We start from the raw sequence: 17,427 nt of genomic DNA on the forward strand, positions 1-17,427 counted from the left end.
CCGCTGCGCTAACTGCGCAATTCCAGCACTTCGTCGAAGAGCGCGTGCATTGCGGCCCAGCTTTGGCGATCGGCGCTGGGATCGTATGCGGGATTTGGCGTCCCGTCGCGCGCAAGCGGGTTGGTGAAGCCATGTTCGACGCCGGCATAGCTGTGGAAGTGCCAGTCGGCTCCGATTGCGTCCATCTCTTCCCAGAAGGCCAGAACCTGTGGCCGCGGAACCAAGGAGTCCGCATCGCCATGACACACCAGAATGCGCGGTTTTATCGGATCGTGCGCGGGAAGCGAGGTTTCCAGCATCCCATGAAAGCTGGACACGGCAACCAGATCCTGCCCGGCGCGCGCAATCTCCAGTACCGCCATTCCCCCCAGACAGAAGCCTATCGCCAGATGGGGTAAATCTGGGTGCAAGGTGCGAAGAAGGTCGAGCGTTGCCCCCAACCGTCGGCGCATGGCTGCCGGATCGCTGCGCAAGGTCCGCATGGCGGCAAAGGCCTCTTCGGGATTTTCCGGTGCTTCGGGCCCGTAAAAATCGCCGATCAGAACGGCGTAGCCGGCATCGACCAGTTGCCGCGCCTTCATTTCGACCGCCGGGGTCGAGTTCATGAAGGTCGGATAGATCGCGACAGCGGCGCGGATCGCATCTTGCGGGTGTGCATGCAGTGCGGTCAGATCAACCGAACCGTCGCGATATCCGACCTTCCTGAGTTCCGTCATTCGGGAAGGAAATCCGGCACGGAGAGATAACGTTCACCGGTGTCGTAGTTGAACCCCAGGACCCGGGTGCCTGCGGGCAGATCGTTCAGCTTCTGCTTGATGGCGGCCAGCGTCGCGCCGCTGGAGATACCGACGAGCAAGCCTTCCTTTGCGGCACACTGACGAGCCATTTCCTTCGCATCTTCCGGTTCCACCTGGATGGTGCCGTCGATAGCCTGCGTGTGCAGATTGTCAGGGATGAAGCCGGCACCGATACCCTGAATGGGGTGGGGACCAGGTTGGCCGCCGCTGATGACGGGAGAGAGCGTCGGTTCGACGGCGAAAGCCTTCATATCAGGCCACGCGTCCTTCAGCACTTCTGCGCAGCCGGTAAGATGGCCGCCCGTGCCAACACCGGTGATCAGCGCACCGATCGGCGCGTCGCTGAAATCGTCGAGAATTTCCTTTGCAGTCGTGCGTGCATGGACCTTCCAGTTGCTGTCATTGTCGAACTGGCTGGGCATCCAGGCACCATCGGTCTGTTCGACAAGCTGCTGCGCACGCTCAATAGCGCCCTTCATGCCGCCTTCCTTGGGCGTGAGATCGAAGGTGGCGCCGTAGGCGAGCATAAGGCGGCGACGTTCGACGCTCATGCTTTCCGGCATAACAAGGACCAGCTTGTAGCCTTTGACCGCGGCGGCCATGGCAAGTCCAATGCCGGTATTGCCGCTCGTCGGTTCGATAATTGTGCCGCCGGGTTTGAGCTTGCCCGCCTGTTCCGCATCTTCGATCATTGCCAGACCGATGCGATCCTTGATCGAGCCGCCGGGATTGGCGCGTTCGCTTTTCACCCAGACTTCGTGGTCGGGAAAAAGGCGCGACAGGCGAATGTGTGGGGTTCCGCCAATGGTGGCGAGGACGGAGTCGGCTTTCATGGCATCTGCTCCTGCAGTTTTTCTTCAGGGGGAGAGTCTAGCAATTCCTCAGGCGGGTCAAAGGTCCGCGTGGTGCGCAAAACGGGAAATATTCTGGCCCAGATGGCGACGGTGACGATGGCGCCGACCCCGCCACCCACGACAGCGAAGACCGGCCCGATGAGAAAGGCCAGGCTGCCGGAAAAGAAATCGCCGAATTCGTTGGAAGCGCTGATGGTCAAGAGGCTGACGGACGAGACGCGGCCGCGCTTGTCATCGGGCGTGTGCAACTGGATCAGCGACTGACGGATGTAGACGCTGAACATGTCTGCGGCACCCACGATAAAGAGCATGGCCAGACTGAGCGGCATCCATTTGGAAAAGCCGAATATGATCGTGGCCATGCCGAAAATGCCGACGGCCCACAGCATGCGAGGGCCGACATTGGTCTTTAGGGGCCGGAAACTGAACCAGAGCGCCGTCAGCGCGGCGCCTACTGCAGGTGCCATGGCAAGCTGGGCAAGGCCGGTCTCGCCAACCTGGAGGATATCGCGTGCGAAGACCGGGAAGAGCGCCGTGGCCCCGGCGAGAAAGACGGCAAAAAGGTCGAGCGTTATCGCGCCCAGAACCATCTTGTTATGCACCACGTAGCGAAGGCCTTCGACCATTTGATGGATCGGCCGCTTGTTCGCTTCACGCGGGGGCTGGGGGACCTTGCCGATGAAGGACAGGGCGGTAATGGCGACCCCGAACAGGACGCATGCGAACGCATAGGGAAGCGCCGGATAGATGGCGTGCGTGTAGCCGCCGATCGCCGGTCCGACGATCATACCCGTCTGCCACGCGATGCTGGAGAGCGCGATGGCATTGGGCAGGATCGTCTTGGGCACCAGATTGGGGGCCAGCGCGGATAGGGCCGGGCCGTTGAAGGCCCGCACTATGCCGAGCACGATCGCCACGCCGAAGAGCGCTGTGATCGTGAGCGTTTCGGACCAGGTGAACCACGTGAGGGTTGCGGCGCAGCCGAGCTGTGCAAGCATCGTCAACCGCGCGACGTTGCGCCGGTCGAAATGATCGGCGGCCCACCCCGAAAACGGGGTAAGCAGAAACAGGGGCACGAATTGCAGCAGGCCGATCAGCGCGAGCTGCCCGGATGCCTCCGCAACGCCCAAACCGCTGTCACGGGCAATGTTGTATGTCTGCCAGCCGATGATCAGCATCATCGCATACTGCGCCAGTGTCATCGTCAGTCGCGAGACGAAATAGGCGCGGAAATTCGCGATGCGCAGTGGCGAGGATTCGGGAGAAAGGGTGTCGGTTTCGTTCACCCCGGACGCATGACAGGCCCGCCTTCGGTTGTGAAGGCGGGCCTGCTTGTTCTTCTAGAAGAAGGTGTTGCGGCTCAGCGCAGCTTGCGTAGGCGCGGATTTGGCTGAAGCGTGTCGATCAGGGCCAGAAAGTCGTCGACGCGGATGATGCGTTCGAACTGAAAGCCAGCGCGGTTATCGCGGGTCCAGATGCAGTAGGCCTCGATGCGTCCGATGACAGGAAGCCGCACGATTACGCGCTCGCCCCGTGCGATCGCATCGGCGTTGTCGACCATGAAGCCGTTAGCCGAAATATTCGCAATGTGCAGCCGCACGTCGCCCCTGCCGAAATGTTCGGCAATGACGGGGTGGTCGACCGGATGGCGCGCCATGCGCCGCTGATCGGTTACGCTCAGTTGTGCTCCGGCACTCATGGCTGACGATCCCTTTATTCGTGAAACAATCGAGGGTCTTTATGCCTGTAAAAGGCTAGCAATTGGTAAACCGAAGCACTGTAATCGGGCGTTGTGCCGGTTAACGGCGGATTATGGCGTGCTTTTTCTTGCCCAGGCTGAGCTTGGATTCCGCGCCTTCGGCTATGGTTACCAGATAGGCCGGATCGGCGACCGCTTCTCCGTCCAGCCTCACTGCGCCTTCGGTCAGTTTGCGCTTTGCTTCGCCGTTGGAAGCGGTGAAGCCCAGTGCAGTCAGAACGGCACCGATGCGCATGCCGTCTGCGCCCACTTCCAGAGTGGGCAGGTCCGCACCGGCCCCGCCGCCGGCGAAGGTTTCCGCTGCGGTGCGTTCGGCCAGCGTCGCAGCCTCGTCCCCGCGAACAAGCCGCGTCACCTCGTTGCCGAGTACCGTCTTCGCGTGATTGATTTCCGAACCTTCAAGCGATTCGAGCCGGGCGATCTCGCCAAGATCCAGATCGGTGAAGAGACGCAGGAAGCGGCCGACATCCCGGTCGTCCACATTGCGCCAGTACTGCCAGAAATCGTAACTCGGCAGCTGTGCCTCGTTGAGCCACACCGCGCCCGCAGCGCTCTTGCCCATCTTGGCGCCATCGGCCGTGGTCAGCAGCGGCGTCGTCAGGCCGAACAGCTCGCTGCCGTCCATGCGGCGGCCCAGTTCCATACCGTTGACGATGTTGCCCCATTGATCGCTGCCGCCCATCTGCAGCCGGGCGCCCATTTCCTGCGACAGGTAACGGAAGTCGTATCCCTGCAGGATCATGTAGTTGAATTCGAGGAAGGTCATCGGTTGTTCGCGCTCGAGGCGCAGACGAACCGAATCGAAGCTCAGCATCCGGTTGACGGTGAAATGCGTGCCGACCTTCTGCAGCATTTCGATGTAGCCCAGACCGCCGAGCCAGTCCTGATTGTTGACCATGACCGCATCGGTCGGGCCATCGCCGAAGGTCAGCAGTCGTTCGAAGACGGTCCTGATGCCGGCGATATTCTCGTCGATCGTGGCGTCGGTCAGCATTTTGCGGCTTTCATCGCGCCCGGTCGGATCGCCGATCCGTGTCGTGCCGCCGCCCATGAGGACAATCGGCTTGTGTCCGGTCTGCTGCAAACGGCGCAGCATCATGATTTGCACGAGGCTGCCGATGTGCAGGGAAGGCGCAGTGGCGTCGAAACCGATGTAGCCGGGCACGATCTGTTTTGCAGCCAGGGCGTCGAGCCCCACGGCGTCGGTTACCTGGTGGATGTAGCCGCGCTCGTTCAGCAGGCGCAGGAGATCGGATGTGTAGTTGCTCATGACGATGCGTCCGCTAGCAGCTAAGGGGCGGCATGGAAATGTATCGATTGGTGCCGCATCAGGCTCATCCACCACTTGCCATTACAAGCATCGAAGCACGCGTCATCGGTCGCGATCCGAACTGGCTGAGGCTGCGCTGGCGCATCGAGGGGGCGGGCAGACTCGTCGTGCCGAAATTCGCGGGCAAGGGCCGGGCGGACGGCCTGTGGCAGGCAACCTGCTTTGAAGTGTTTCTGCAACCCGAAGGCGGTGACCCCTACTGCGAATTCAACCTTTCCCCGTCCGAAAGGTGGAACGCCTATGATTTCCAATCCCGACGCGAGGGCATGGCGGAACGACCCGTCCAGCGCGAGCCCGTCTGCACGATGCGCATGGGCAGCAGCTTCGCCATTTTCGACGCCGCAATTCCCGGCGCGGCGTTGCCGCAGTCGCACTGTGCCATGGGGCTGACGAGCGTGATCGAAGAAGAGGACGGGCATAAAAGCTATTGGGCGCTGGCTCATCATGAAACGAAGCCTGATTTTCACGATCCGGCTTGCTTCACCGCCCGCCTTGCGCCACCCAGCGCGACATGAAATTCGGCATCGATCGTCTCATTGCAGAAGATGAACTTCGCAAGCCCCTCCAGAACCAGAGGGTTTCGCTCATTGCCCATCCGGCGTCGGTTACGGCGAGCCTCGATCATTCGCTCGATGCGTTGATCGATCGCGGGGTGAACGTCACCTCCGCCTTCGGTCCGCAGCACGGTCTGAAGGGCGACAAGCAGGACAACATGGTCGAGACCGCGGACGAAACCGATCCGCAGTACGGGATCCCCGTATTCAGCCTCTACGGAGAGGTTCGCCGCCCGACCGGACAAATGATGTCGAGCGCCGATATCTTCCTGTTCGATCTGCAGGACCTGGGTTGCCGCATCTACACCTTTGTCACGACATTGCTCTACATGCTCGAGGAGGCGGGGCGAGCGGGCAAGAGTGTCTGGGTGCTGGACCGGCCAAACCCTGCTGGCGGCCCGGTCGAGGGCACGCTTCTTCTTCCGGGACAGGAAAGTTTCGTCGGCGCCGGACCGATGGTGATGCGCCATGGTCTTACGATGGGAGAAATGGCAAAATGGTTCGTCGACCACTTCAAGATCGACGTCGACCTCAAAGTGATCGAAATGATCGGCTGGAAGCCCGGGCATCCTTCGGGATACGGTTGGCCGAAAGACCGGGTCTGGATCAATCCGAGCCCCAATGCTGCCAATCTGAACATGGCAAGAGCCTATGCCGGGACGGTGATGCTGGAAGGGACCACGCTTAGCGAGGGCAGGGGCACCACACGCCCGCTGGAAGTGCTGTTCGGCGCGCCCGACATCGATGCGAAGGCGGTTCTGGCCGAAATGAAGCGTCTGGCACCGGTCTGGCTGCGAGGCTGCGCAATACGCGAATGCTGGTTCGAACCGACGTTTCACAAGCATGCCGGCAAACTGTGCAATGGCCTGATGATACATGCCGAGGGACCGTTCTACGATCACCACGCTTTCCAGCCGTGGCGACTGCAGGCGCTGGCTTTCAAAGCGATACGGCGCTTATATCCGGATTACCCCATCTGGCGGGACTTCCCTTACGAGTATGAATTCGATCGGCTGGCAATCGATGTCATCAATGGTGGACCGGCCTTGCGCGAATGGGTCGACGATAGCGAATCCGTGCCCGACGATCTGAATGCCCTCGCGAGCGCCGATGAGCACGCATGGCGCCAAACCATCGCGCCGCATCTTATCTACAGCTAGTTCTCCCGTGGCCTCCCCCGTGAGAGCTTTAACGTCCCGACCGTCGGTTCAATTTTCCATCAACGGCCTTGACGAAGTGTCGTAATCAGTAAAGCTTGGTCAGACAAAACGGGCATACCCGTACTTCTGGAGAGGTTTTAATGGCGACGTCGGCAGAACGGCAGACCGGTGGGTCGGTGAGGGTTACACTGTGGATCCTGCTGATCGTCTATATCTTCAATTTCATCGATCGGCAGATCGTCAATATTCTCGCCGAACCGATCCGCATGGAACTCGGCCTGAGCGACACGCAGATCGGATTGATGACCGGGCTGGCATTCGCGCTGTTCTACACCGTGCTCGGATTGCCGATTGCACGGTTTTCGGACCGTTCGACCACCAACAGACCATGGCTCATCGGCGGGGCGCTGGCGATCTGGTCTGCGATGACGGCCCTGTGCGGACTGGCGCAGAATTTCGCCCAGCTTCTGCTGGCACGGATCGGCGTGGGCGTTGGTGAAGCAGGTTGTACACCCCCCGCGCACTCCCTGATTGCCGATCTCGTCGAACCTTCCAAACGGGCATCGGCGCTTGCCTTCTATGCCCTGGGAATTCCCGTCGGCACGCTCCTCGGGATGTTCATAGGCGGGTTGCTGGCAGACGCGGTGGGGTGGAGAAACGCGTTCCTGATCGTTGGTCTGCCCGGATTGATCCTCGCGATAATCGTCTTCACCACCCTGAAGGATCCGCGGCGGACGGGGCTCGTCAAGCAAACAGCTGCCCAGGCATCGGCTGGACAAATGCCCTTGAAGGACGCGCTGAGGGCGATGTTCAGTTCCCGCGCTTTCGTGCTTCTGGTGATCGCCGGTTCGGCGGCTGCGTTTCTTGGCTATGGGAAAATCACCTGGATCACGATCTTCTTCCAGAGAACGCACGGCCTGACACCAGGAGAGACGGGCTTCTGGTTCGGCGTCGTCAATGGCGGTGCGGGTATCGCCGGCACCATGCTGGGCGGATATATTGCCGACCGGTACGGCGCGAAGAACCGCAGGCATGTTCTGACCGCACCGGCCCTGGGAATGGTGCTCACCATCCCATTCGCGCTGTGGGCGTTCATGACCGACAACTGGTTCCTGGCTCTGTTCCTGCTGATCATACCGACGCTGTGCAACTCGCTATATTACGGCCCCACATACTCGAGCGTTCAGGGTCTCGTCCCGCTTCGGGCGCGAGCGATCGCAGCTGCAGTATTGCTTTTTTTCCAGAACCTGATCGGCCTCGGGCTTGGGCCTCTATTCTTCGGTATGCTGTCCGATATGCTTCAGCCTGCGTATGGAGAAGAAAGCGTCAGGTATGTGCTTTACGGAGCCACATTCCTCGGGCTCGTTCCCGCATTTTTCTTCTGGCGCTGCTCGCTGCGACTGGACGAAGAGCTCGACCGTAAGGATTGATCGGGCGCACGAACCGGGGCCACCAGTTCAACCAGGACGAAACTGATCAGCATCAGGAGAAACCAGCTGCCCAGCTTGGCGAGGCTGACCATCTGCCAACCGTTCTCCTGACCGGGATAAGTCCAAGCGCGTGCGAATGTGCCGATGTTCTCCGCGCCCCAGATGAACAGGGCAACGAGCAGAAACCCCAGCAAGAGCGGCATCCAGCGATGTTCGCGCCAGTTGCGGAAATAGACCCTGGTTCGTGCAAACAGGAGGATAGTCGCCGCGAAGAGAGCGAGGCGTATGTCGGGTAGCCAGTGATGGGCGAAGAAATTCACATAGACCGCGGCGGCAAGCAACCACGTCCAACCACGCTTTGGATAGCCAGTGTAGCGGAAATCGAAAATTCGCCAGACCCTTGCGATATAGCTGCCGACGGCCGCATACATGAACCCCGAGAAGAGCGGGACCGAGCCGATGTGTAGGGTGCTTGCTTCGGGATATACCCACGAGCCGGCGGCTGTCTTGAACAGTTCCATGACCGTGCCGACCACGTGGAAGATCAGGATCACCTTCGCTTCCGCCCAGGTTTCCAGTCGAAAGGCGAGCATGGCACCCTGAATGGCGACTGCGGCGATCGTAAGGAAATCATAGCGGTGAACTGGCGCGTCTTCCGGATAGAAGAAGTGCGTGGCCAGAAGAAGCGCGAGCATGAGGCCGCCGAACAGGCACGCCCAAGCCTGCTTTATGCCAAACAACAGAAATTCATACAGCCCAAGGCGCCATCCGGTACCTGGATCGAACCGTTCGAGGCTGAGGCGAATTCGAGCGAAACGTGAGTGATCGAACTCGTCCGTTCGCAACGCTGTCATCAAGACAGATCAGCGCGCCGGTTCAAGACGGGCTGGGCCATCCGGAGAAGAGGGCAGGGGGCGGAAATCCGCCTTGTCGTTGTGCATCACCATGACGCTGCAACCATCAATCTTCTGGTCAACTGCGGCAATGAAATAGGGTTTGTCAGCCGTTGCAGGCTGGCGATCCAGTTTGGGCAAAACGGAATCCTGGCGCGCTTGCGTAATCAGATCGTCGCACGCGTCTCGCTCGACATCCAGAGATCCCAAGACCGGCATTGCCGATTGAGGCGCGCTGTGCGTGGCTTCGCCTTCAGGTGGAGACGCCGCTATCGATAGGCCGGCTGCGCAAAGCATGAATGTAACTCTCATCGACATTCTCCTTTCCACACACGGTAAAGCAAATTTAGGAAGGGTTACAAGATGGGGTTCACTTGGCCGCGTCAGCCCTGCTTGCGGCTCAGTTCGCGCATCGCATCATCCAGCCCGTCGAGCGTTAGCGGGTACATACGATCATTGACGATGTGTTTCATCACCTTGGTCGACTGCGAATAGCCCCATTGCTTTTCGGGCACGGGGTTCAACCATACGGTTGCCGGGTAGGTGTTTACCACGCGCTGCATCCACGTGGCACCAGCTTCTTCGTTCATATGTTCCACACTGCCGCCGGGATGCGTGATTTCATAAGGGCTCATCGCGGCGTCTCCAACGAAGACGACCTTGTAGTCATGCCCATATTTGTGGAGCAGGTCCCAGGTCTTGGTGCGTTCCTGCCAGCGACGACGATTGTCCTTCCAGACGCCTTCGTAGAGACAATTGTGGAAGTAGAAGAATTCCAGATTCTTGAATTCGCTGGTCGCAGCGCTGAACAGTTCTTCGGTAATCTTGATGAACGGGTCCATAGATCCGCCGACGTCGAGAAACAGGAGCAATTTCACCGCATTGCGACGTTCGGGTCGCATATGAATATCCAGCCAGCCCTGCTTTGCCGTACCTTCAATCGTCGCGTCGATATCCAGCTGGTCGGCGGCGCCTTCACGGGCAAACCGGCGTAGACGGCGCAGGGCCATCTTGATGTTGCGAGTGCCGAGTTCCTTGGTGTTGTCGAGATTCTTGAATTCTCGCTTGTCCCACACCTTGAGCGCGCGCTTATGCTTGCTTTCGCCGCCTATACGCACGCCTTCCGGGTTGTAACCGGAATTGCCAAAGGGCGAGGTGCCACCCGTGCCAATCCACTTGTTACCGCCTTGGTGGCGCTTTTCCTGTTCTTCGAGCCGCTTCTTCAGCGTCTCCATGATCTCGTCCCAATCGCCCAGGCTCTTGATTTTTTCCATCTCCTCGTCGGATAGAAATTTCTCGGCCACAGCCTTGAGCCAATCTTCGGGTATGTCGACAGGGTTCTGACCGTAATCGCTGAGGACGCCCTTGAAGACCCGCTGGAAGACCTGGTCGAACCGGTCGAGCAGGCCTTCGTCCTTCACGAAGGTGGCCCGGGAGAGGTAATAAAACGCCTCGGGCGATTGTTCGATGACATCGCGATCCAACGCCTCGATGAGCGTCAGGTGTTCCTTGAAGCTTGCGGGGATGCCCGCAGCGCGGAGTTCGTCGACGAAATTTAAGAACATCGGTAATGTCTAGCGCGTGCCGATCCGTCGCACCAGTCCTGCTTTGCCACTCGTCGCGGAGGCCATTTAACCGTCCGCTAACCACCCTTCGTTAGGAGGTTCGCAAACAGGGACAAAGGGGTCACAACAGCCATGGAACTTAGCGCGATCGATGCCCGGGGCGCATCGGCTCTCGACAGGATACCCGAGGCGTGCGGGAAGGTCACCGTGGGCTGTTCCGATGTCGCCGGTATCGTTCAGGGCGTGATCGATTCCTTCGGCCACCTGCGTAGCGAATATGTCGAGTTGCAGGGTACCGTACGCGCCCTCGATGAAGACCAGAGTAAAGTCCTGGAGGCGAGCGACGAAGCGCGTTTGCTTTCCGAACGGGCCATCGAACGCCTCAACGACGGCACGACGCTTATCAGCAGCTCGCTCAACGAGATCGGCAATCTCCTGAGCCTAGTCGAAACACTGACGGAGCACGTTACCGGCTTTGCTGCGGCAATGGACCAGGTGCGGCGATCCAGCCAGGAAATCGACCAGATTGCCGAAACGACCAATATTCTCGCGCTTAATGCCACCATCGAGGCCATGCGGGCCGGTGAACAGGGACGCACCTTCGCCGTTGTCGCGAACGAGGTAAAGGCGCTCGCCAGCGAAACACGCAAGGCGACTGAGGAAATCAGCCGGACCGTCGATATGCTGGGCGGCGAGGCGGAACAGGTCATCGAAAAGATCCAGAGCGGTGCCGCGGCCAGCACGCAGGCCAAGAACTCTGTCGGTGCGATCGAAGACACGATGCGCAGCGTCACCGAACTGCTGCTCGAGGTCGACGGACAGCAAGACCAGATTGCCCGCAACACAGCCACGATTTCCGATCACGTTCACCGGGTTCAGGACGTGCTCGGCGATTTCGACGGTGCCGTCAGCGAAAACGAAAGCAAGCTGGCCACGGCGCATGGGCGCATGGAAGAGCTTGAACTGATCGCCAGCGACATGTTCGACAAACTTGTCAAAGCGGGTCTGTCGCCGCAGGACAGTTCCATGGTCGAGAAGGCGCAGGGACATGCGCAGGAGATCGTCGCACTAGCCGAGCAGGCCATCGCTGCGGGCGAGCTGTCGATGGATCAGCTGTTCGATCGGAACTATCGTCAGGTTCCCGGTACCAATCCGCCCCTTTACCGCACGGCGCTGAGCGAATGGGCCGATGCCAATTGGCGTCCACTGAACGATCGCGTGAGCGGCGAAGGCGGGGCAGTCATCATGTGTTCGCAGGCCGACATGAGCGGATTCCTTCCGACCCACGTCACCGCGCATTCGCGTCAGCCGACGGGCGATCTGCCGCATGATACGAAATACTGCCGCAATGGCCGCATCATTCTTGAAGGGATCGACCACGTCGCGAAGGCGACCACCGATCCCTACACGATGGCGGTCTACCGCCAGGAAGGCGACGGCAAGAACTACATGGTCGTGCGCAACGTCTACGTGCCGCTTCACATCGGCGGACGACGCTGGGGCGATTTTGAGCTGGCTTACAGCTTCCGGTAAAACCGTCGGTCGGGAAAGGCGACGGGACTGCACGTCAGCCCCATCGCACACCGAATTATTGCTGGCGCCGGGCCATGAAGGCGAGGCGTTCGAACATCATAACGTCCTGTTCGTTCTTGAGCAGGGCGCCGTGCAGCGGCGGGATCGCAGCGTTGGGATTGGCATCCTGCAGCACGTCGAGCGGCAAATCTTCGTTGAGGAGCAGCTTGAGCCAGTCGATCAATTCGCTGGTCGAGGGCTTCTTCTTAAGGCCGGGGACGTCACGGATTTCGTAGAAAATTTCCATCGCCTTGGTGACGAGAGATTTCTGGATGCCCGGGAAGTGGACTTCGATGATGTCGCGCATCGTGTCGTGATCGGGGAACTTGATGTAATGGAAGAAGCAACGACGCAGGAATGCGTCGGGCAGTTCCTTTTCATTGTTCGAGGTAATCACCACGATCGGGCGTTCTTTCGCTTCGATCCGCTCGTGCGTTTCGTACACGTCGAAGCTCATGCGATCGAGTTCCTGCAGAAGATCGTTCGGAAATTCGATATCGGCCTTGTCGATTTCGTCGATCAGCAGGACGGGCAACTGCGGTGAGGTGAAGGCTTCCCACAGCTTTCCCTTCTTGATGTAGTTGGCGATGTCGTGAACGCGCTCGTCACCGAGCTGGCCATCCCGCAGACGGGCAACGGCGTCATATTCATACAGGCCCTGCTGCGCCTTGGTGGTCGATTTCACGTTCCATTCGATCAGGGGCGCATCGATGGCCTTGGCGATTTCATGCGCGAGGACCGTCTTGCCGGTACCCGGTTCGCCCTTGACCAGAAGCGGACGGCGCAGCGTCACCGCGGCGTTGACCGCCACCTTGAGATCTTCGGTGGCGATATAGGACTTCGTACCTTCGAAACGGCTCGGTTCGGTCATCGGTTTTCCCTTGCAACTTTACGTAAGCGTTAGGGGCCGCAGAAGTGAAGGGCAAGGGGCATCTCGAACCCAAGCGTGACAGCGACCAGGGGTGAATTAAAAACTCCATATCCTTCTATTACTCCGCAAAAACAGATGGATATGGGGCAAATGATCAATTTCGTTGTCACCTTAGTTTTAGCCGGCAGAAACCATACCCGACTACCGGTCGATGTGCCGACATGCACGAATTTCCCGTTGTAGGAAAATGTCCAGTCGCGTGACGATGGCGAAAGAGGGCGACACCCCAGCGGTATCTTTGCAGAGCCTTCGTCCCTACTATTGAAGATCAGATCATCCGTCAGGCTGCGAGGAGACCCCATGCCGACCGAAACCATCACCATTGCGACCAACGCGGGCCATAATCTGGAGGGTTCGCTCGAATTACCGACGGGTCTGGTGCGTGGTGCGGCGCTGTTCGCGCATTGTTTTACCTGCACCCGGCAGAGCAGGGCGGCGGTACATGTTTCCCGTGCCCTGGCGCAGCAGGGCATCGCCTGCCTGCGGTTCGACTTTACCGGGCTTGGAGGCAGCGAGGGCGATTTCGGGCATGCCGGTTTCGCCACGGATATCGCAGACCTGGTTGCTGCGGCAGAGCATTTGCTCGAGCGCTTCGCACAGCCGATCCTGCTTGTGGGGCACAGCCTGGGCGGCGCGGCGGTTCTGGCGGCGGCGGATGATATCGGTTTCGACAGGATCGCTGCCATCGCCACCATTAGCGCGCCCAGCGACGTGCCGCATGTCCTTAAGCGCATCGACGGCGATATCGACGCCATACGAAAGGAGGGGGAGGGCCCGGTCACAATCGGCGGGCATTCCTTCACGCTCAGCCGCGAATTCATCGAGCGGGTAGAGGATGTCGATCTGCTTTCCCAAGTCAGCAAGTTGAAGCGGCCCCTGCTGTTCCTCCATTCGCCCACCGACGAGCTGGTGGGGATAGAGAACGCCACCGCGCTGTTTAGTGCGGCGAGGCATCCGAAGAGCTTCGTCAGCCTGGATCACGCCGATCACCTCCTGCTGGACGACAAGGACGCAGCGTTCGCAGCCGATGTCATCGCCGCATGGGCGAGCCGCTATATCCCTGTAAGAAACGATTGGCCGATGCCGGAGGAAGGCGTGGTCGTTAAGACGGGCCATGGCAAATTCGGAACGGAAGTACACACGGCCACCCACCGCTTCGTGGCCGACGAGCCGGCCGACTATGGCGGTGACGATAGCGGTCCCACGCCCTACGATCTTTTGGCCGCGGCGCTGGGGACCTGCACGGCTATGACGATGAAAATGTACGCGGACCGGAAAGGCTGGCTGCTAGACGGCGTGACTGTGCAGGTGACGCATGAGAACAATCACGAATGCGTGCATGCCAAGGCGATGGAAGACGGAACCAAGATCCAGGCGCTCAATCGCCGGATCTCGATCCACGGCGATGAACTGGACGACGACCAGAAAGCGCGAATTCTGGAAATGGCGGACAAGTGCCCGGTTCACCGCACCCTGGAAGGCGAACTGCACATTCACACCGATCCGCTTTAGAATTGCGGGAAAATGTTACCCGGCGACAGGCTTTACGCTTGCGCAGAAGCGTCGCCGGGCATCTGTCGTAGCCTGTTAACTGAGCAGGCGCGCGACCTGCTGGACGGCAAGCACCACGAACAGGATTGCAGAGCCCGCGAGCGTCAAGTTCGCGACCACACCGTTCCGGGCATGGGCTGGCACCCGCTCGGAATTGTTGAGCATCAGCAGCGTAACGGCCAGGAACGGCATGAACAGCGCGCCGAACGCCCCGTAGATGATGACCAGCAGGAACGGCCGGTCTGCGAACAGCAGGATCATGGGCGGGAATGTCAGCCAGGCGAGATAGAACTTGTAGGCGCCGCTGCCTTCATGGCCGCCTTCGCTGGCGCCGCGCAACTGGTACCACCAGTCAGAGAAGAACAGGCTCATGCCCTGCCAGACACCCAAGAGCGATGAGAGGGAAGTCGCCGCAAAGCCGACCAGGAACAAGGTCGCGATGGTCGCGCCGAAGCGTTCTTCAAGCACCCCGGACAGACCCAGCAGCCCCTTGTCGCTGTCTTCAAGCGCAATACCTGCAGAATAAAGCAGTTCCGCGCCCACGATCAGCATGGCGATGACGAAAATGCCGGTGACGATATAGGCCAGCGCATTATCCACCCGCATCATCGGGAACCATGGCATGCCGCGCCAGCCCTTGGCCTGCGTCCAGTAACCATAGGCCGCGGTGGTGATGGTCCCACCCACGCCGCCGATCAGGCCAAGCGTATAGAACAGCGAACCTTCGGGAAGTTCGAACGTCATCCCGCGTGCCATGTCGGGAAGGCTGGGCGCCACCAGGAAAGCGAGGCCGACCATGATGATGAACATGAGGCCAACCAGTATCTTCATGACGATTTCGAAGGTTTCGTACCTGTTGAACCACACGAAGACGAAGCCGAAGATACCGGCGATGATCGCCCAGGCCCGCAGGGGCAGTTCCGGGAACAGGGCTGTCAGTGGAAGGGCGGTCGCGCTCATGGCGGTGGCCCCGTAGATGAAGCCCCAGATGATGACGTAAACACCGAAATACCAGCTCGTCCATTTGCCCAGCGAGCGCCAGCCCGCCAGGATCGTGGACCCAGTAGCAAGGTGATAGCGCGCCGACCCTTCGGAAAGGGCGATCTTGACGATGCAACCGACGACCGCCGCCCACAGCAGGGCATAGCCAAAGCGGGAACCGGCAATCAGGGTGGCGACCAGGTCGCCTGCACCGACACCGGTCGCGGCGACCACGATGCCAGGCCCAAGATGGCGCCACATCTGCCCGCGGGTGGGCGGAGCGGAATGCGCATCGGGTCCCTCGGAGCTGGTGGCCGATGGGCCAGTCTGCGCAGTTACGCCGGTTTCAGTATTCATGTCTCTCCCCTGTGACCTTGGCGGCCCTTATGGTGGAACAAAATCAGAAGCGGTAGCTCAGCCACGCTGTCGCAAAAAAGCTGTCGGCATAGCCCGCGCGGGACAGGACGTTTCGCGCTATGGTGTATTCGGTGCGTGTACCCAGGAACAGGCGCGGCGTGATATTCCACCGGGTCTGCATGCGGATCATGTCGGCCACCTTATGCCCGGACACCTGATCGGTGCCTATGTAAGGGCGGTTGATGGGGCGATAGACCGCGTCGGTTTCTTCCGGACGATAGCTGAGCTGGTATTCGAGATTGACCGAAAAGTTCTTGAAGGCCTGGAAATTGAAACCGGGCGTGACCGCCAGCAAATTGGTCGGCGTCATGGTGATCTGATAGCCGAACGGCGCATTGATGCCATAGGGCGTGGTGGCCGTGCGCAATGTGCCCGTACCGCTGGTGCCGTTGCCCCCGCTGCCATAATCGAAGCGCAGACCGACCGAAGGCGCGGTGCGATCTTCCCCCAGACGATAGGTTTGCGACAGGAATACCTGCCAGGCGGAAATGTCGCGATCGCCGAATGATCCGGACTGGTAGTTCGCGTTCCAATCCACCGTGATCGGACCAGCGCTGCCCCAAAGACGTGCGCCCGTATACAGGCGCCGATCATCGGCAATTTGTGGCCCCCACGTGAGATCGTTCTGCCTCAACCGCCAGATGAAGGGATCGAAGTACAATTTCGATCCCCCGAACATATCGGTCGGCAAGACAAAACCGAGATTTACACCGCTGAAGCGGGTATCGTCGTCGCTGCGATCGTCACTAGTGCCACCCGCGCCAAGTTCGGTGAACTCGAAATCGAACAGTCCTGCGCGAACGCGAGAGCCGCGAACCCATGTCCGCAGGCCGTTGACGACGAAGCGGATAGTGTTGAAATCGCGTGACCCGATCAATAACGCGGACCCATCGAGGAATTCCTGGCGGCCGTAGCGCGCACCAGCCTCGAGCCCTGCAATATCACCGCTGACTTCCGCAAAGGCTTGCTGGACGACGAGGTCGTTCTTGAAGTTGGTCTGCTGGGTCGTGAGATTGCGACCGTCGAGCCCCCCATGGGCGATCTCGGCGAAGAGCCGGACATTCGGCCCTAAATGCAGGTCCGCGCCGCCGATCACCCGGAGCCGGTCACGCCGTTCAGTAGGGCGTTCGACCAAGCCGGTGTTGGTGAGAAAATCACTGCGGACGCGAATTTCGCCCGAGAGGGTCAGATAGACTTCGCCGTCGTCCGAAAGAGGCAGGAATTTAAGCCGATCCAGGAAATCGTCGCGCTTTGTCTGATCGGCCATGGCGCGCCAATCCTCGGTCCAGCGGGTCGAGGCGAGGCGCCCCACGACCTGACCTTCGCCGATTGCTTCGCGTGGATAGGGATCGGTTGCGGGTGCCTCGTCCTGGCCTTGTCCCACATCGTCAGCGGCCTGCGAGGCGACGGGCACCTGGGCGCTTTCACCGTCACTGCTAGCCGTGGGCAGGTTGGGCTGGGCGGCTCCTGCAAAGGCCAGAGCGAGCATGATCGATTGCATGATCCGCGCTTCTTATCGAGCTGCGAAAAACTGGTTGGCGGGCGTTGACCCACACGTCGCTTGCGCGAGCGGCGATGCGATGGATCGATCGATGATCGGCAAGTCGTGTGCCATGATAATGTCCTCTCTCTC

General features: G+C 60.0%; 16 protein-coding genes. 5 read left to right on the plus strand and 11 right to left on the minus strand.

The window, feature by feature from the left end; genetic code table 11:
* Positions 1-8: 8 nt before the first annotated feature.
* From ACIGGE_RS13270 to tyrS, 5 genes are all read right to left on the minus strand, one after another.
* Positions 9-716, minus strand: coding sequence for a dienelactone hydrolase family protein (locus ACIGGE_RS13270; protein ID WP_397490700.1), 708 nt, complete (start codon positions 714-716; stop codon positions 9-11).
* Positions 713-1,630: a cysteine synthase A gene (gene cysK / locus ACIGGE_RS13275; protein WP_103024973.1), complete on the minus strand. Its 918-nt coding sequence runs from the start codon at positions 1,628-1,630 to the stop codon at positions 713-715. Before cysK ends, ACIGGE_RS13270 begins: the two co-directional genes overlap by 4 nt.
* Positions 1,627-2,937, minus strand: a complete 1,311-nt coding sequence (locus ACIGGE_RS13280; protein WP_103024974.1) for an MFS transporter — start codon at positions 2,935-2,937, stop codon at positions 1,627-1,629. Before ACIGGE_RS13280 ends, cysK begins: the two co-directional genes overlap by 4 nt.
* A gap of 74 nt (positions 2,938-3,011) precedes the next feature.
* Positions 3,012-3,350: a PilZ domain-containing protein gene (locus ACIGGE_RS13285; protein ID WP_103024975.1), complete on the minus strand. Its 339-nt coding sequence runs from the start codon at positions 3,348-3,350 to the stop codon at positions 3,012-3,014.
* Positions 3,351-3,450: 100 nt separating this feature from the next.
* A complete protein-coding gene (gene tyrS / locus ACIGGE_RS13290) occupies positions 3,451-4,680 on the minus strand; it encodes a tyrosine--tRNA ligase (RefSeq protein ID WP_397490701.1) in 1,230 nt (409 codons plus the stop codon).
* A 32-nt stretch (positions 4,681-4,712) separates the two neighbouring features.
* Here tyrS and ACIGGE_RS13295 point away from each other — a divergent pair, with 32 nt between their 5' ends.
* The 3 genes from ACIGGE_RS13295 (at position 4,713) to ACIGGE_RS13305 (ending at position 7,884) form a co-directional block, all read left to right on the plus strand.
* Positions 4,713-5,255 (plus strand): DOMON-like domain-containing protein, encoded by a 543-nt coding sequence (locus ACIGGE_RS13295; RefSeq protein WP_397490702.1) that lies wholly within the window; start codon positions 4,713-4,715, stop codon positions 5,253-5,255.
* The gene (locus ACIGGE_RS13300; RefSeq protein ID WP_222828174.1) at positions 5,252-6,454 is read left to right on the plus strand and encodes an exo-beta-N-acetylmuramidase NamZ domain-containing protein; all 1,203 of its coding nucleotides are present in this window, start codon (positions 5,252-5,254) and stop codon (positions 6,452-6,454) included. Before ACIGGE_RS13295 ends, ACIGGE_RS13300 begins: the two co-directional genes overlap by 4 nt.
* Positions 6,455-6,594: 140 nt before the next feature.
* On the plus strand, positions 6,595-7,884 hold the full coding sequence (locus tag ACIGGE_RS13305) for a spinster family MFS transporter (RefSeq protein ID WP_397490703.1): 1,290 nt from the start codon (positions 6,595-6,597) through the stop codon (positions 7,882-7,884).
* Here ACIGGE_RS13305 and ACIGGE_RS13310 read toward each other — a convergent pair.
* The 3 genes from ACIGGE_RS13310 to ACIGGE_RS13320 form a co-directional block, all read right to left on the minus strand.
* Positions 7,794-8,738 carry a DUF817 domain-containing protein gene (locus ACIGGE_RS13310; protein ID WP_397490704.1) on the minus strand — a complete coding sequence of 315 codons (945 nt, stop codon included), beginning with the start codon at positions 8,736-8,738 and terminating at the stop codon, positions 7,794-7,796. The genes ACIGGE_RS13305 and ACIGGE_RS13310 overlap by 91 nt on opposite strands.
* 9 nt (positions 8,739-8,747) lie before the next feature.
* Complete coding sequence (locus tag ACIGGE_RS13315; RefSeq protein WP_397490705.1) at positions 8,748-9,089, minus strand: hypothetical protein; 342 nt, start codon at positions 9,087-9,089, stop codon at positions 8,748-8,750.
* A 71-nt stretch (positions 9,090-9,160) separates the two neighbouring features.
* Complete coding sequence (locus ACIGGE_RS13320) at positions 9,161-10,342, minus strand: VWA domain-containing protein (RefSeq protein ID WP_221598439.1); 1,182 nt, start codon at positions 10,340-10,342, stop codon at positions 9,161-9,163.
* 132 nt (positions 10,343-10,474) lie between these two features.
* Here ACIGGE_RS13320 and ACIGGE_RS13325 point away from each other — a divergent pair, with 132 nt between their 5' ends.
* The gene (locus tag ACIGGE_RS13325) at positions 10,475-11,875 is read left to right on the plus strand and encodes a methyl-accepting chemotaxis protein (RefSeq protein WP_397490706.1); all 1,401 of its coding nucleotides are present in this window, start codon (positions 10,475-10,477) and stop codon (positions 11,873-11,875) included.
* Positions 11,876-11,930: 55 nt separating this feature from the next.
* Here ACIGGE_RS13325 and ACIGGE_RS13330 read toward each other — a convergent pair whose 3' ends face one another.
* A complete protein-coding gene (locus ACIGGE_RS13330) occupies positions 11,931-12,785 on the minus strand; it encodes an AAA family ATPase (protein ID WP_397490707.1) in 855 nt (284 codons plus the stop codon).
* Positions 12,786-13,145: 360 nt separating this feature from the next.
* On the opposite strand from ACIGGE_RS13330, the gene ACIGGE_RS13335 reads away from it, so the two are divergent.
* On the plus strand, positions 13,146-14,357 hold the full coding sequence (locus ACIGGE_RS13335) for an alpha/beta fold hydrolase (protein ID WP_397490708.1): 1,212 nt from the start codon (positions 13,146-13,148) through the stop codon (positions 14,355-14,357).
* 75 nt (positions 14,358-14,432) lie between these two features.
* On the opposite strand, the gene ACIGGE_RS13340 is transcribed toward ACIGGE_RS13335, so the two are convergent.
* Together ACIGGE_RS13340 and ACIGGE_RS13345 are read right to left on the minus strand one after the other, a co-directional pair.
* Positions 14,433-15,734, minus strand: a complete 1,302-nt coding sequence (locus ACIGGE_RS13340; RefSeq protein WP_196846172.1) for an Nramp family divalent metal transporter — start codon at positions 15,732-15,734, stop codon at positions 14,433-14,435.
* Between the two features lie 43 nt (positions 15,735-15,777).
* Complete coding sequence (locus tag ACIGGE_RS13345; RefSeq protein WP_397490709.1) at positions 15,778-17,295, minus strand: alginate export family protein; 1,518 nt, start codon at positions 17,293-17,295, stop codon at positions 15,778-15,780.
* Positions 17,296-17,427 lie beyond the last annotated feature (132 nt).

It is taken from the genome of Qipengyuania sp. NPDC077410 (assembly GCF_044543405.1).
GTDB classification, from domain to species: Bacteria; Pseudomonadota; Alphaproteobacteria; order Sphingomonadales; family Sphingomonadaceae; genus Qipengyuania; species Qipengyuania pacifica.

Coding starts and splice junctions, on each gene's coding strand:
- ACIGGE_RS13285 (WP_103024975.1), bottom strand. CDS start 3,350: ATGAGTGCCGGAGCACAACTGAGCGTAACCGATCAGCGGCGCATGGCG.
- ACIGGE_RS13315 (WP_397490705.1), bottom strand. CDS start 9,089: ATGAGAGTTACATTCATGCTTTGCGCAGCCGGCCTATCGATAGCGGCG.
- ACIGGE_RS13320 (WP_221598439.1), bottom strand. CDS start 10,342: ATGTTCTTAAATTTCGTCGACGAACTCCGCGCTGCGGGCATCCCCGCA.
- ACIGGE_RS13310 (WP_397490704.1), bottom strand. CDS start 8,738: ATGACAGCGTTGCGAACGGACGAGTTCGATCACTCACGTTTCGCTCGA.
- ACIGGE_RS13295 (WP_397490702.1), top strand. CDS start 4,713: ATGGAAATGTATCGATTGGTGCCGCATCAGGCTCATCCACCACTTGCC.
- ACIGGE_RS13330 (WP_397490707.1), bottom strand. CDS start 12,785: ATGACCGAACCGAGCCGTTTCGAAGGTACGAAGTCCTATATCGCCACC.
- tyrS (WP_397490701.1), bottom strand. CDS start 4,680: ATGAGCAACTACACATCCGATCTCCTGCGCCTGCTGAACGAGCGCGGC.
- ACIGGE_RS13345 (WP_397490709.1), bottom strand. CDS start 17,295: ATGCAATCGATCATGCTCGCTCTGGCCTTTGCAGGAGCCGCCCAGCCC.
- ACIGGE_RS13335 (WP_397490708.1), top strand. CDS start 13,146: ATGCCGACCGAAACCATCACCATTGCGACCAACGCGGGCCATAATCTG.
- ACIGGE_RS13325 (WP_397490706.1), top strand. CDS start 10,475: ATGGAACTTAGCGCGATCGATGCCCGGGGCGCATCGGCTCTCGACAGG.
- cysK (WP_103024973.1), bottom strand. CDS start 1,630: ATGAAAGCCGACTCCGTCCTCGCCACCATTGGCGGAACCCCACACATT.
- ACIGGE_RS13300 (WP_222828174.1), top strand. CDS start 5,252: ATGAAATTCGGCATCGATCGTCTCATTGCAGAAGATGAACTTCGCAAG.
- ACIGGE_RS13270 (WP_397490700.1), bottom strand. CDS start 716: ATGACGGAACTCAGGAAGGTCGGATATCGCGACGGTTCGGTTGATCTG.
- ACIGGE_RS13340 (WP_196846172.1), bottom strand. CDS start 15,734: ATGAATACTGAAACCGGCGTAACTGCGCAGACTGGCCCATCGGCCACC.
- ACIGGE_RS13305 (WP_397490703.1), top strand. CDS start 6,595: ATGGCGACGTCGGCAGAACGGCAGACCGGTGGGTCGGTGAGGGTTACA.